Source organism: Paenibacillus sp. GL_099_B, from assembly GCF_057835695.1.
Window position 1 is genome coordinate 3696313 of the sequence record NZ_CM174430.1, and the last position, 15051, is coordinate 3711363.

At 40.9% G+C, this 15051-nt stretch carries 15 protein-coding genes; 5 read left to right on the forward strand and 10 right to left on the reverse strand.

Features of this window, described 5'->3' with window-relative positions:
• Positions 1-513: 513 nt before the first annotated feature.
• Both AC3ITG_RS16830 and AC3ITG_RS16835 read right to left on the reverse strand, forming a co-directional pair.
• Positions 514-1122: a chloramphenicol phosphotransferase CPT family protein gene (locus AC3ITG_RS16830; protein ID WP_489250715.1), complete on the reverse strand. Its 609-nt coding sequence runs from the start codon at positions 1120-1122 to the stop codon at positions 514-516.
• 248 nt (positions 1123-1370) lie between these two features.
• Complete coding sequence (locus tag AC3ITG_RS16835; RefSeq protein WP_489250716.1) at positions 1371-1916, reverse strand: helix-turn-helix domain-containing protein; 546 nt, start codon at positions 1914-1916, stop codon at positions 1371-1373.
• Positions 1917-2171: 255 nt separating this feature from the next.
• Here AC3ITG_RS16835 and AC3ITG_RS16840 point away from each other — a divergent pair, with 255 nt between their 5' ends.
• From AC3ITG_RS16840 to AC3ITG_RS16860, 5 genes are all read left to right on the forward strand, one after another.
• A complete protein-coding gene (locus AC3ITG_RS16840) occupies positions 2172-3065 on the forward strand; it encodes an MBL fold metallo-hydrolase (protein WP_489250717.1) in 894 nt (297 codons plus the stop codon).
• A gap of 25 nt (positions 3066-3090) precedes the next feature.
• Entirely contained in the window at positions 3091-4092 is a 1002-nt protein-coding gene (locus AC3ITG_RS16845; RefSeq protein WP_489250718.1) for an alpha/beta hydrolase, read from the forward strand.
• Between the two features lie 248 nt (positions 4093-4340).
• A complete protein-coding gene (locus tag AC3ITG_RS16850; RefSeq protein WP_489250719.1) occupies positions 4341-4568 on the forward strand; it encodes a Rid family hydrolase in 228 nt (75 codons plus the stop codon).
• 42 nt (positions 4569-4610) lie between these two features.
• The gene (locus AC3ITG_RS16855; RefSeq protein ID WP_489250720.1) at positions 4611-5522 is read left to right on the forward strand and encodes a DMT family transporter; all 912 of its coding nucleotides are present in this window, start codon (positions 4611-4613) and stop codon (positions 5520-5522) included.
• A gap of 623 nt (positions 5523-6145) precedes the next feature.
• The gene (locus tag AC3ITG_RS16860) at positions 6146-6553 is read left to right on the forward strand and encodes a hypothetical protein (protein WP_489250721.1); all 408 of its coding nucleotides are present in this window, start codon (positions 6146-6148) and stop codon (positions 6551-6553) included.
• A gap of 453 nt (positions 6554-7006) precedes the next feature.
• Here AC3ITG_RS16860 and AC3ITG_RS16865 read toward each other — a convergent pair whose 3' ends face one another.
• From AC3ITG_RS16865 to AC3ITG_RS16900, 8 genes are all read right to left on the reverse strand, one after another.
• Entirely contained in the window at positions 7007-8086 is a 1080-nt protein-coding gene (locus AC3ITG_RS16865; RefSeq protein ID WP_489250722.1) for a sensor histidine kinase, read from the reverse strand.
• Positions 8067-8762 (reverse strand): response regulator, encoded by a 696-nt coding sequence (locus tag AC3ITG_RS16870; protein ID WP_489250723.1) that lies wholly within the window; start codon positions 8760-8762, stop codon positions 8067-8069. Before AC3ITG_RS16870 ends, AC3ITG_RS16865 begins: the two co-directional genes overlap by 20 nt.
• Before the next feature lie 21 nt (positions 8763-8783).
• Positions 8784-9362, reverse strand: coding sequence for a peroxiredoxin family protein (locus AC3ITG_RS16875; protein ID WP_489250724.1), 579 nt, complete (start codon positions 9360-9362; stop codon positions 8784-8786).
• Between the two features lie 21 nt (positions 9363-9383).
• Positions 9384-10097 carry a cytochrome c biogenesis CcdA family protein gene (locus AC3ITG_RS16880; RefSeq protein WP_489250725.1) on the reverse strand — a complete coding sequence of 238 codons (714 nt, stop codon included), beginning with the start codon at positions 10095-10097 and terminating at the stop codon, positions 9384-9386.
• A gap of 59 nt (positions 10098-10156) precedes the next feature.
• Positions 10157-10840: a hypothetical protein gene (locus tag AC3ITG_RS16885; RefSeq protein ID WP_489250726.1), complete on the reverse strand. Its 684-nt coding sequence runs from the start codon at positions 10838-10840 to the stop codon at positions 10157-10159.
• Positions 10841-11333: 493 nt separating this feature from the next.
• Positions 11334-11828, reverse strand: coding sequence for a GNAT family N-acetyltransferase (locus AC3ITG_RS16890; RefSeq protein ID WP_489250727.1), 495 nt, complete (start codon positions 11826-11828; stop codon positions 11334-11336).
• A gap of 618 nt (positions 11829-12446) precedes the next feature.
• The gene (locus tag AC3ITG_RS16895; protein WP_489250728.1) at positions 12447-13406 is read right to left on the reverse strand and encodes an L-threonine 3-dehydrogenase; all 960 of its coding nucleotides are present in this window, start codon (positions 13404-13406) and stop codon (positions 12447-12449) included.
• Positions 13407-13443: 37 nt separating this feature from the next.
• Positions 13444-14634 carry a glycine C-acetyltransferase gene (locus tag AC3ITG_RS16900; protein WP_489250729.1) on the reverse strand — a complete coding sequence of 397 codons (1191 nt, stop codon included), beginning with the start codon at positions 14632-14634 and terminating at the stop codon, positions 13444-13446.
• Positions 14635-15051 lie beyond the last annotated feature (417 nt).

Here is a 15051-nt window from a genome sequence, read left to right on the forward strand (position 1 = left end):
ATTCCAATTCAATTAAAAGGAGCCTTTAAAATGAAAGAAACACTTGATATAAAAATAGCATATTTAGATATCCATCGAATCGGCAATCCGACTATGTTCTTGTCCTTGGCTTGGGACACGAACTTGTACCAATAAAACAAAAAAAGCCGCTAAAATAGCGACATCCAATGGGATCATGTTCTTGTCGCTCGACAACAATTTCCTCTCAGATGCCTGTTCTTTATTATCACGCCGCAGTTATTCGAACAGATTGGTCTACTGACAGTCGGTGCTGGGACAAACCCACGTGTTCAGTTTAAAGGAACGGTTTCCGTTACACTCCCGTTAGCCCTTGCTGGGATAACGATTCGAGTCGTACGAGGAACCCAGGCAACTGACCCTGCAGCCGATCACAATGGGTCAGCTGCTTTCTTATTGTATTGAGTTAATGTTTCCCGTTAGCTTAACAGGACCGGAAGCCGAATGACCCGAAGCGTGAATATGATGTTAGCTGATGGATACGCCTTCTTTGAACTACTTACTTACACTTTTCCCCTTAATCAACTTCTTAAAAGCAGTGTATTCTTTATTAGATCTTATAAAATTTAATATCTCATTGGCACACTCACTCGATCTCATTATTTCAGTATTAAATTCAAGATCATATTCATTAAAGCAATACACGTTATCGTATTGTGAACTTGCTAAACCAATCTCCCTGTCTCCTCTATGTTCTTCTCTTCTAGCAAGTTCTTCCTTTGAACATTTAACTACTACGAATATGACAGGGTGATCTGATAATAATTCAATACAAGTATTGAACCATTTGTCATTACCTATAACAGAATCTACAACTACGTTGTTTCCCATCGCAGAAAATAGTTTTATTGTCGAGTAGTATAATGAAATCAACGGATCTGCAAGAATTTGATTTACTAATTGTCCATCCTCTGCACCATTTATTTCATTACTCGGATATGTGCTGTTAATGAAATCTTTATAACTATGAAATATCCCATTATTAAAATTATCAAATGATAAATGTTGAAATGGGATATCAATTTGAGTTAATAATTGATTAGATATGCTTGTCTTTCCAGAACTTGAAGTACCATTAAGAAGAACTATAATCCCTGGCTTCAATAGAATCCGCCTTTCATCATTTTATTTTTGCGTTTCTTTCAGCTAACACTGAACTTCACGAAAATTATCCATTTTAAAGTATTCGCGAAGTTATTGAACAATCCTACCCGTTCGTTTAAAGAATTGACGGGCAAAATAACGATTAGATTGTGGTCGTCCCAAGTCCTTCCCTTTTTTCTTGGTTTCAGCAATACCTTCAACCTGTATTTTTTATTCCCCCATATGATTGTTATTAATTAGGTTTGAACTTAAAAAGTTGGAGGCGTCGACACGGCAATCACCAGGGTCTCACCTCTCCATACATTCTTATAGCTATGCGGCGTCCTAGCATCGAAGTAAATACTATCTCCTTCTTCTAGCGTATATCTGTCATTCCCAAGCATAAACTCCAAGCACCCTGACTGGACATACAGAAACTCTTCTCCTTCGCTGTGTCCTACGCCAACATCACCAGAAGTCGCACCTTCTTCAAGCACACCCAAGATGGGTCCCATCTTATTTCTACTTCCTTCGCTAAGGGAATACCACGTAATACGTGAGCCTTCAGAATGTACCAATGGTTTACGTTCATTTTTTCTCACAACGATGCTTTGCTCTTTCTCTCCAAATAGATCTGTAAAATTCACGTTCAACGCATTGGCAATCCGTTTTAGGACACTTATCGACGGATTTGCTTTGTTCCGTTCGATTTCGCTAAGAAAAGATAAGGAGATAGATCCTGCTTTTGCTACTTCTTTAAGAGTTAATTTCTGATTTTTGCGGGTGCTTCTAATGACCTCGCCTATAGAATTCATAATTTATTTCTCCTGCATATTTATTTTTTTCGCTCTCAGCGAAATTTATATTTTGATATTAATCAAAATACCGAGCAATAGCAAGCTTTCTTACGAAGGTTCAATTTCGGTGCAAAAACGTTGATTTACCAGCATTATTGGACTAATATTTTAACAAGGCTGATGTGCAAATATGATCCCGGGACATTTACACATAATTCTTCTCAATATAGCATTTCATTTTCAGCGAAATTTTAAAGGAAGGCGATGAGCCATATGACTAAGCTACCAAAGATTTACACCGTAGGCGATACTACGGTTACCCGAGTGACGGAAATGGTAATCAGTGGCGTTCCACCAGAAATTTATTTCCCTGGCACATGGGATCCCTCACTTTTGGAAGCGAAAAAAGAATCCTTCCCAGCGGGCTTGATTGATGAAAACTCGCAACTTATCGTCAGTATAGGCACCTGGGTCGTGAAAACACCCCATCACACGATTCTTATTGATACAGCCACAGGTAATGATAAAAACCTGCCACTGAATCCGGATCTTGCTAATCTGCAGCTACCTTATCTCGATCGACTTCAAGAGGCAGGTGTTACTCCGGAAGAAGTCGATTACGTGTTACTAACTCATTTGCATGTGGATCACGTCGGTTGGAATACGAAGCTGGTTGACGGCAAATGGGTACCGACATTCCCGAATGCAAAATACGTACTCCCTAGTAACGAACAAGAGTTTTACTCCAGCGAAGCGAGCCATAACAAAGAAAATGAAGCGAACTTCAACGTTTACGAAGAGAGTGTACTTCCTATCGTTGAGGCAGGCATGACGGAAACAATCGGTCCAGAAGGCGGAAAGTTTCTAGAACTATTTACATTCATTCCCACTCCGGGTCACAGTATTGGACAAATGTCTATTCGTCTTTCATCGGGTGGTGAAGAAGCTTTGTTCGGCGCCGATATCATGCATCACCCATTCCAAGTTATGAGACCGGATTGGAATTCGATGTACTGCGAATTTGGCGATCAGGCCCGAATTTCGCGCCGCTGGGCTTTGGAATATGTTGCCGATCGTCCAATTATTTATTTCAGTACGCACTTCCCAGAGAGTTCAGCGGGATACGTCACCCGAAGCGAAGACGGCTTCAACTGGCGCTTTATCTAATACATCGAAGAGGGGCGAAAATATAATGTCTAACAACACATTCAACAAATCTATTTCCATCGTATCTGAGAACTTTAACATAGCTAGCGATTCGCCAGGTATTGAGCTATCGGTCCTTAATAAACGTCCTGCATCTATGACTGTCTTCTCTAATGAGAAAACAATCGTCATGGTCCATGGTGCTACTTATCCAATTGGCAGCCTATATGATGTGGAGCTAGACGGTTTCACCTTCCTTGATTACCTGGCTAGTCACGGCTATGACGTCTATGCAGTAGATGTTCGTGGCTATGGTGGATCCACAAGACCGCCAGAAATGGAGCAACCTGCTGATCAGAATCCTCCGCTTGTCCGTACAGAAACCGGAGTTCGTGACTTTGGCTCGGCCGTAGACTTCGTCCTAGAGCACCGCAATCTATCGAAGGTCAATGTACTTGGGATGTCTTGGGGCGGTACGGTGGCTGGGGCATATACAAGCCATAATAACAATAAAGTGAACAAGTTAACCCTTATTGCTCCTCAGTGGCTGAGCAACAAACCAATCCCTATTGATACAGGCGGCCCGCTTGGCTCTTATCGCCTTGTGCCCGCAGGCACTACTAAAAAACGCTGGTTAAGTGCTGCTCCTGAAGGAAAACGTGATAGCTTGCTCCCTGAGGGTTGGTTTGAAAAATGGGTTGAAGCAACGCTGGCCTCCGATCCCAATAACAAGACTGCACACCCTGAGCATATTCGCGCTACCAACGGACCGATTCTAGACATACGTGAATATTGGACGGTTGGCAAAGCCTTCTATGAACCAAAAGATATCACCGTACCTGTACTCCTCATTCATGCGGAGTGGGATATCGATGTACCGTTAGATTTGGCACAAAACTTCTTTACTTCCTTAACTGGAGCTGCTTATCGCCGTTGGGTGGAAATCGGAGAAGGTACTCATATGGTACTGCTCGAGAAAAATAGAGTTCAAGCGTTCCAAGCTGTTCAATCATTTCTAGACGAGAATTACACACCTGCGGGTCAATAATAACGCGATTAGCGGATTTCAATACAATCTGACATCCGCAGCTTATTGCTGCGGATGCTTTATTAAACGAACAAAAACGACAATAATTCTGTATTCATTAAAGGAGGAAAATTCACCATGAATCATACTATGATTACATCCGCACAAGTTCCGGCGGCAATCGGCCCTTATTCGCAAGCCATTGCTACCGGAAATGTTATGAAGGCCAATTAAAGTAAGGCATCATTGCACAAACTCAACAGATCCTGATGAACCTTCAGAATGTGTTATCTGAAGCTGGTTTCACCCTGGAAGACGTTGTGAAAACCTCAGTTTTTATGACGAATCTAGATCACTTCGGGCAAATGAATGAGGTTTATAGTCACTATTTTGGTAACCATCATCCCGCAAGAACTACCGTACAGGTAGCTAAGCTACCACGTAGCGCTGAGATTGAGATCGAACTGGTTGCCATCAAACGACAGCTTAACCAATAAGGCTATTTGGATTAGTCAAATTTTGAAAGAAGGCGCATTGGCTTGCGAACTTATCTGTTTCTCTTATTTTGCGCGACTCTTTATGGAAGTAACTTCGTATTCGGCTCACTCTTGCTGCAGGAGTTTCCTGCAATGCATCTTTCCGCATACCGCCTTGCCGTCTCATCCGTGTTCCTAAATGGCTATCTGCTCTTGTCAAGACATATGATTCGATTGACTTCACGGGATATAATCTACTTAATTCCGCTCACTCTTATTGGGATGTTGCTGCATCAGGTGTCTTTCTTTACAGGATTGCAGACGATAGATGCAACGACAGCTTCGCTTATTTTATCGCTCTCACCTATATTTACCGCTTTGCTAGCGCGACTCTTCTTAAAAGAATCATTCACTCTGTGTATGGTATTAGGATCTCTGGTTGCACTTATCGGTGTTTTTTTTGTAGTCAGCCAAGGTAGAGGATTACATGTATCACTGACAACGGGTATGGGAATCATGTTTATTTGCATGCTCGCATTCTCCGGTTCTACCATCCTAATGAGAAAGCTAACAGAAAAAATGGATGCACTCGGAGCGACTGCGTATTCAACATTGCTGGGCTGCATACTCGTGTTTCCGGTGGCAGTATGGCGCGAACCTTATGAGCAGAGCTCTCATTCCATGGGGTGGTGGGCGTTCTTAATCGGTTCTGCTCTACTCATTCAAGGCTTATGTGCAATCATCTGGAACAATCAAATTCGGAAGGTCGGCGCTGCCAAAGCATCCGTTTTTCTGAATCTTCAACCATTTGTGGCCATGGTGCTTGGATACTTCATGCTCGGCGCCCCAATTACCTTCACTCAATCTGGTGGTTCCATCCTCATTGTAAGCGGAGTAGTTCTTTCTACTTTGGGGGGTTCATCAATAAATAATTCGCATAACAATGAATTAACACCACCTACAGAAAAGGGATAATTCTATTTAGGCTTATGTATTTACTGTTACGGTGATGAGTGTCGTATAAAAGCTGTGTTTACGTCTCATCGTGTCAGTTGTTCCAAAATAGTGTAAACATTTTCATGTATTATAGTACTTAATGAGTTTTAAGTGCATTCGCTAAATGTTTAGATATGCATCTAATCAGAAATCGGAATATGTTCTTGTCCCCCGACAGCCGCTCTTGATGGTATTACTCTGTGATACTGAATCAGTCTGGTTCATAGGTCTCAGAATACAGGTTCAAATTCATCAATTTTATTTATGTTTTAATCTTCTATCTCGGTAAGTTGGCATACAAAAGCTGTGTGCATTAACTCTACCCTTTTTCTGTTTCCACTTTAATGTCTACATAAATGAATAATTCACGTGGGTTAACGTGTAGCGGGAAGATTAATTTGTTTAAAGACTTGCAATCTATCTAAAATACATCTGATCAACCGTAACTCTAAACCAGACAGTTTATTAGATTCAATCGAATTTATCTACATTTTAGCGTTTCCTAGTTGAAATATCCTAAGACACCCAATGGTATATAAATAATTTAATATTAATACAATGTATAGGCTGTTGACTAAGTTTACTTAAGGGGGCAATTAATAATGATTAATTTCCAGAATGAGCGTCAGATGATACCGCATCCAATTCTTTTGGAAGCAAAACAGAGTGCAGCAAATCAAATTCTGATTACGTATGATCAGCGGACAGATTTAGGATCAGCAACACATATTTCAAACTACTGGATTAGGAGTACTATGGAAACACCTACCGGTATTGCAACTGTGGGAATGAGTGATGCACTGATGTCTTCAAACTCAATACGTCCAGATATGGCCCAGATCGCACCAGTCGATAACTCAAACATGAGATTTCATATCACGTTTAGGGTTAATGCAGTGTCAGGTGTATTGTATACCGTACTTCCTTGTTTTGTTAACCTTGAGGGAATGACAGGTTATAAGGGGGCGAATTGGGGCCCCGCAAGTAGAAATGTACTTATTGGTATGTAGATAAATTATAACGCATACTCATTTACTCATTGTTAAGTGCCAGAAAGCTAATCAGTGTGGGCAACTCTACCGTTTCACAAGAAAATAATTAGCAAATGGTCACTTTGGACCCAAAGACAATAGGAAAAAATAATTGCTGAATAAATTAGAAGCCCTCCATCTCCTACGAAGTGCAGCCCTTAGAATAGACCTTGGAATAACCTGATTTATCCGATGAAATCTAAGGGATGCATTTTAATGTCAGTGAAAAGAGGACAGAAAAAAAGTATTTATATGAGATTAAGGTCGAGGGCATACGCGTAGACGTCAACGAAGGCTGGACTTACGGCAGAATCATGGAGAAGTATATATTCCAAAACGACACTGACTCAAAGTCTAGACTGCAACTCATTCAAGTTGCCTAGCTTTTTTTATAATGTCCTCTACAAAGGATATAGTTCAATAATATTGGTATTATTTTTTTAAAGGTACAGTAAACCAAAAGGAGTGCTCACTTCCTTTTGACCGCAACCCTGCTTTTCCACCCTGCTGCTCTATAATTTCCTTCACTAAAGATAACCCTAATCCTGATCCTCCTGAATCCCTACTGCGGGATGAATCTACCCGATAGAATCTCTCGAATATTAGAGATTCATGTTCTTCTGGAATCGGCTGACCTAAATTCTTGACGATTATTTGGTAGTTTGAATCCTTCTGCTTCCCTGTAATCTCAACCCATCCACCCTCGTCATATTGCATTACATTGGTCAGAAGATTGTGAAGCACCTGTTTTAGCCCATCTTCATCTCCTACTACTTTTGCTGCTTCCGTCTTGAGATCAATAATGACTCCTTTATTCTTGAACTCCAATGAATAGTGATCCGTACAGGATTCAATCAGCTTTTCTATAGAGAGTACATTCATCTTATTCTCATTGGAAATCTTCTTTCCTTGCCACACATTCAATTGGTGTAACTGCTCAACTAAACGGGTAATGCGTAACGATTCTTCGTGAATGGATTCGAATAGCTCTTTATTGCCCGGAATAACCCCTGTGCTTAAAGCTTCCAAATATCCGTTTATATTCGTTAATGGTGTCCGCAGTTCATGTGAAATATCAGACAGCATTTTTTTTCTTAAATCCTCTACCTGTTTCAATTTCAGGCTCAATTGATTAAAGTCAACGGTTAAGAGACCAATTTCATCGTGAACACGAATCGATAAGGGTTTTGGCATTTCCCCCTGAGCCATTTGTCGCGTTGCATGGCCCAATTCCTTAAGAGGAAGAATCAACTTTTTTACAAAAAAGTAGTGGATGAACGCTGCAATCAACACAGCCGTCAGACTTGCTTTAATTAAAAAAGTCTGCATCGTTTGAGTGAAAATGGCGCTTTCTTCTGGAGTCACAGACGGGGAATTAGCAAACAACAGACAAGCATAGTCTTTTACCGAAACTCCTGCGAACCAAATGGCAATACCAATGACCGCGACATTGATCAGTGTAAATTTCCACATGATGTTGATTTGTAATGGATTATTTTTGAAACGCAACAAAGCGATACCCCATTCCTCGAATAGTTTCGATTAGTGCGTTGTCCCCATCCCACATCAGTTTTTCTCTCAATCTACCTATATGAACATCGATCGATCTTTCTGTTACTGCCTTTTCATTATTGGGATACAGTTCATCAATGATCTGTTCCCTAGTTAGAATTTGATTGGGATGCACCATAAGAAAATACAAAAGACGGAACTCATGCTGTGTGAGTTGAATGGTTTCCCCATTATAGTGTACTTCACCCCGTAACTGTTTGATGGTTACTCCGCGGTATGTAAGTTTGCTACACCGCTGGCCCGTTCTCCGCAAAATGGATTCTACCCGTGCAACCAATTCACCCGGACTAAACGGTTTCGTTACATAATCATCGGCTCCCGATTTCAATCCTTCAATCCGGTTATTTTCCTCTACTTTAGCTGTTAACATAATAATAGGAATTTCTTCCTTCAAATCTCCTCGAATACTCTTACAGACTTCTTCACCACTTATTTTAGGAAGCATTAAATCCAAAATAACAAGGCAAGGGTCATTTTTTTTAAAGGCATCTAGAGCTTCCTCCCCATCTCCAGCCTCAATTACTTCATACCCTTCCTTTTCCAGATACAAGACGATCAGCTTTCGAATTTTCACATCATCTTCTACTACTAAAATCCCGGTTCCCTCTGCTATCATTCCAAATACCTCCAAATTTACTTAGCGTATTTCTTTAACTAGTTTTTCCATCATCTCATAATTCATTGGACCTGTAACTTTTTGCTGAATAATACCCTGCGAATCAATGATATAGCTCGTAGGAAGAGCATAAACCTGGTATATTTCCCCTATGCTATTTTGCTTATCTAATAAAACTGGGAATGTAATCCCAAATTCATCTAAAAACTCGGGAATTCTATCTACACTTTTCTCTGAAGTTGTCATATTTATTGCAATTACTGTGGTATTTTCATTTTTATACTTATCATAAAATTTTTGCATATCCGGCATTTCTGCTCTACAGGGCGGGCACCAGGTTGCCCACATATTGACGATTACTTTTTGTCCTCTGAAATCAGAAAGCTTAAAACTTTTACCATCTAGACTATTTAACACAAAGTCTGGTGCAATGTTCCCTTGGTTAATACCAATACTCAGTGAGGAGTCATCTATTCCCTCCATTGCTGGTTGGCTACTAGCCAAGTTTGCTTGACGGTCACCATTTTTCTTACTTGTATCATAAATCCCCCACCCAACCAAACCGATTAGGATAACAATGACGATAAAATTTTTTTTCATAGAAAAGATCATCCTCTTTTATTAGAATATTGGCGCGAAGGAAGCGAGCCAAGCACTTAACTTTTGCAATTGGCCCGAAAATAAAAGAAAGCCCATTGCGATCAAAATCCATCCGTTCAGCAGTGCCAAAAGCGGTAACCATTTATTTATTTTTCTCATGATACCCTTAGATTTCGTAATTAAGATTGATATCAATAAAAAAGGAACTCCTAAACCCAACGAATAAAACAACAATAAAAAGATTCCATTGTACATCGTTTCAGAAGATCCGGCCAACAACAAAATTGAAGATAATGCCAGACCGACGCAAGGTGTCCAACCCGTTCCAAAAGCAACTCCCACGACAAATGAATTCCACCCGCTTCCGTTCTTTGGAGCTTTGGTTTCCCGCTGCTTTTGAAACATGAGAAAACGAAGATTTAAAATCCCTGCAATCTGTAGGCCAAATATAATAATGAGTAGTCCACTAATCTTTTCTAACAACCCTCGATTCGCAGTGAAAATTTGTCCAATCATACTCGCGGAAGCACCCATAAGCAGGAAAACCACAGTAAAACCAAGGATAAAGAGAGTGGAACGAATCATCAGTGTTCTACTAGAAACACTGGTTTTCTCCCCACTCCCATAAGAGCCTGTAAGATTAGCAAGATAAGCAGGCAAAAGCGGAAAAATACAAGGTGAAAAAAAGGATAGCGCCCCTGCCGATAAAGCAAATAAAATTGAAATATTGTCCATTTGTAATTCCTCCAGGAAAGTACTCTTAACAACCATAACGGAGGATTGTTAAGATTCATTTAAGCTCTTTTTTTTATAATGTTGTGAATAGTCAAACAACATAGAGCAACAGCCAAAAAAACAAGCTGCTCACTAGAAAATCCTAAGAACACTACTACAGAAAAGCTTTTAAAAAAGTAACAGAAAATCTGTCCGATGCTGAACCAAAGAATAAGTTGATTGATTTCTTGTGGATTTTCAAAGCCCTCTTTTCTGCAATACATCCAAACCAATAGTACGATTGCTAAAACAATTTGACTAAGATCATACAAAAATGATGATGTTGCCGGGTTGTTAAAGATGAGCTTGAACATAGAATAGAACATTATATAAGATAATAAGCCTGCCGCCAACACTTCCGCATACACCCTGAAGGTAATTCTACGCTTACTACTTTGAATAGATAAGAAGATAAGAACTACAATCGCCGATAGCAAGATCCCACGCCCACCCCCGGTAAAATAAAGAATGTAGTACGGATTATTCAAAACAGTGACGGGATTAAAAATAATCACACTAAACTTCCAAATCAGGAACGCCCATAAAAGTACATTGGTTATATCATTTAGTATAGGCCTGCTTAAATCGCTCTTACCCTTCAACCAATATTTCATGGTTAAATATGCTATCAGTACAGAAAAGATTATTGCAATCCAATTGTATTTAATAATTAACGGCCCCCAAACGACAGCTTCTTGCATCATGTTTCCTCCTCCTTTTTTATTACTTTATAACCTAATTGTTAAGATTCGTTTAACTAGAATACACCTACTATTAGGCATCTAGCCTATCAGTAGGTGTATGTTCTTTATATGCATTTTGTTGATTGTGCAGCTTCATACAGTATGATGAATAAGAGTTATTTAGAGTTCTGATACGCCAATCTGGGTCGAAAAAGAAAAATCTAGTTCCTATCGTTATTCCAAGCGAAGTCTTATATTAATGTGCTTGTATCTCGCCACAGGAGATCCATCATGATGCTAGTTAGATAACTACCTAATCCGAGATGACACAATGTTCTTGTCCTTTTCGGCAATGGTATAATGTTCTTGTCCCTCGACAAGCTACCAAACGGCAGCAGCTAGCTCAACACCACCACCTACCCGTTAGTTGAATAAAAGCAGCCGATTACATTGGTCAGCTGCTTCATTGGTTTTATTGGGCTAACGTTTCCCGTTAGTTCAATAAGGATGTGCTTTAAAAGTAATCGGGGATATCAAGTGATATGGAGTCGATATCATTTTCTTTTGAGTAATACATACAAACACTGTCTTTATATTTTTGACTATTGTTAGGTAGTACAATAAAACCTAATCCTTTGTAAAATTCTATCCCAATATCACTATAAAGGAAAAAGTTGTTACACTTTTCTTCCTGTTCAAGTTTATTTATCGTTTCTTTGACCAATAAAGAAGCATATCCTTTTTCTCTTAAATATAAAGGGGTAGCGATTGAACCAATCCCTTTTACAATTTGGTCTTCAGAAAGATTTAGTTCATATACGATGAGCGAGCTTAATAGTTGCTTTGTATCTGTTGCTTCAAGAACGTACCACTTTCCCTTTTTATACTTATTGGAAGCCTGACACATAGTTATATATTCTTCATATGGCAGATTATCTCCCCAAACATCATAGCCCATCTTATAAATTTCTATCATTTCCTCTTCTGTTGCTCCCCTAATTTTTTTCAAAGTACCCCTCCTTCTGTTTTATGCGGTTATACATTCTTTTCGACATTAAGCTTATCAAGACCTCTATTCTTCTGAAGCTAAACTGCCCATTAGTTGAATAAATTAACGGGCAAAATAACGATTAGATATACGCCTATTCGGCAATAGGAACATGTTCTTGTCCAATACGGTAATGGGTTCAAGCTCTTGTCTCTAAGAATGACAAATCAGCACAAAGTACGATGTCTGTATATGTTCCCCTCCCTTTGATCTAAAACCACATGTCAGTTGTTCCATAACAATGTAAACATTTTCATGAATTATGGTACTTACTGAGGTTTTAAGTGCATGTGCTCAATGTTTAGATGCACATCTAATCGGAAATCGGACTATGTTCTTGTCCATTCCGGTAATCGGTACAAGTTCTTGTCCCTCGACACATGTTTTAATTTTGCATACCTCGGTCCGTCCTGTTGCAAACTTTATGCCGTGTTCTTTATCTGATAAGCCACAGACACGGAAATGTCTGGGCTGGAGGATGAAAAAAGAAGCTGCAACAAAAGGTCCGGGTAACGCAAACCTCTTGATGCAGCTTCTTTTGTATTTCTACTCGCTTTGCACAGCGAATTCATAATAACTTTAAGCCTTGCGAAGCATTTGTCTCTCGCTTAGCTGTGAAAGCATATCCTTCGTCATGGCCTTCAGGTCGTAGCGGGCATGAAATCCCCATTCTGTTTTCGCTGCAGTCGCATCAATGGAATGCGGCCAGCTATCGGCAATCGCCTGTCTCTTCGGATCAACGTCATAATCGAGGATAAAGCCGGGAAACTCATCCCGAATCGCTGCAGCGATCGCCTCCGGATCCACGCTCATTGCGGTGACATTAAATGAATTTCGGTGCATCAACCGGGAAGAATCCGCTTCCATCAATTCGATGATAGCGTTCAGGGCATCCGGCATATACATCATGTCCATGTTTGAGTCCTTGGCGATATAAGATATATACCGGCCAGTCGTCACGGCTGCGTAATAAATTTCCACCGCGTAATCCGTCGTTCCTCCGCCGGGAGGCGTCATATAAGATATCAAACCCGGGAATCGCAGCCCCCTAGTATCCAGGCCGTATTTGTGAAAATAATAATCACAAAGCAGTTCGCCGGACACTTTGTTCACGCCGTACATCGTATTGGGCCTCTGGATCGTATCCTGCGGGGTATTGTCTTTCGGAGTCGAAGGACCAAAAGATCCAATGGAGCTTGGAGTGAAAAATTGGCAGCCGAGCTCCCTTGATATTTCAAGTGCATTCATCAATCCGCCCATATTCAAATTCCAGGCAAGCAGCGGTTTCTCCTCTGCGGTAGCCGACAGCAGCGCAGCCAAATGGATGACGGTATCAACTTCGTACCGCTTGGCGATTTCGAACATCGCCTTATCATTCGTCACGTCCAGCAGCTCGAATGGCCCGGATCGGGTAATTTCGTGGGCTGATGACCTGAGATCCGTAGCAACGACGTGATCCGCACCATAAATTTCACGTAATTTAACAACTAACTCAGAACCGATTTGGCCCAGTGCTCCGGTCACCAAAATCTTGTTCATAAGACATTCCTCCCGAAATATACTCCCGCGAATGCAGCTAAATCAGCTTCATTTCCTTGCCAACTTTCTCATAAACGGAGATCACCTGGTCGAGCATCTCCTTGGTATGGGCAGCTGTCGGCATGTTGCGTATTCTTCCGGTTCCTTTCGGAACCGTCGGAAACAGGATTGCCTTGGCGTAAACGCCTTCTTCATAGAGCCGTTTGCTGAACTGTTGGGTGGTTACTTCATCGCCAATGATACAAGGTGTGATCGGCGTTTCGCTTTGGCCTACATCATATCCAAGCCGGCTCAAGCCATTTTTCAAATCATTGCCGTTCTCCCACAGCTTCTCGATCAGTTCTTTGTCATTCATCAAAATGTCGACAGAAGCGCTGCAAGAAGCGATTGCAGCCGGAGGTAGCGATGTCGAGAACAGAAACGGACGGCTTCTCAGCTTCAACCATTCGATCAGTTGTTTTTTACCCGCCACATAACCGCCGACAACGCCGATCGCCTTGGAAAGAGTACCAATTTGAAAGTCAATGCGGTCGGACAATCCAAAATGCTTCACGGTTCCCGCACCTGCTCCGAGAACGCCCGAACCGTGGGCATCATCCACATAAGTAATCAGATCGAATTCTTCTGCTATTTTCACGATTTCGGGCAGCTTTGCTATATCACCATCCATGGAGAAAACCCCGTCGGTGATGACCATAATTTTATGGTACTGACCGGATTCCTTGGCATCTTTCGCCTGCTGTCTTAAATCATTCATATCCGAATGCTTAAAGCGAATCACCTTGGCTCTCGACAGGCGGCAGCCATCAATAATCGAAGCATGGTTCAGCTCATCTGATAAAATCGCATCATGCTGGTCCATTACCGCGGATATAGCAGCCATATTGCAGTTAAATCCCGATTGATACACGATAACGGCTTCCGTTTTTTTGAAACGGGCCAGTTTTTCTTCAAGCTCAATATGAAGATCCATCGTACCATTAATTGTTCTCACAGCCCCTGCGCCTGCCCCGTATTTCTGCGACGCCTTAACTGAAGCATCAATCAGGCGGTAATCTGTTGCCAGTCCCAAATAGTTATTGGAAGACAAATTAATTAGGGACTTTCCGTCGATACGAATAACAGGACCATTTGCACCCTGCAGCGTATCGATGACGTTATATAGACCTTTAGTCTTTAGATCTTCGATGTTCGAACTTAAAAATTGGTCCAATGCTTGACTAGACATTCCATTCCCTCCTCGATATACGTATGTCCTCGTACAGGAGACATAGTATTTCTCCAAAAAACCCTGTTATAAAAGGAATTAAACTAAGTTCAATGTATCATCTTTTTTATTTTTTGTACACATGTGGAGGACAAAAAATAAAAATATCCGCAAAAAAACATAGCGATTGCTTCCCCCATTCCCAGAAGCAATCGCTACTAAATCTTTGCTTATATCTTTTGCTGCTCGGTAACTTCTTGTGCAGCCATTATTTCTTTTGCTTATTCCTTTAAATCAATCGATTTACCCCGGTTCAAACGGGATTCTTCCGCGGCAAACGCAATGAGATGACTCCGTACGGAAGCGCTTGCCGAGGTCAGGCTCTCCTTACCACTATAGTTCCATAGCTACAAACTCCTTAAGGTGCTAGTATTACCC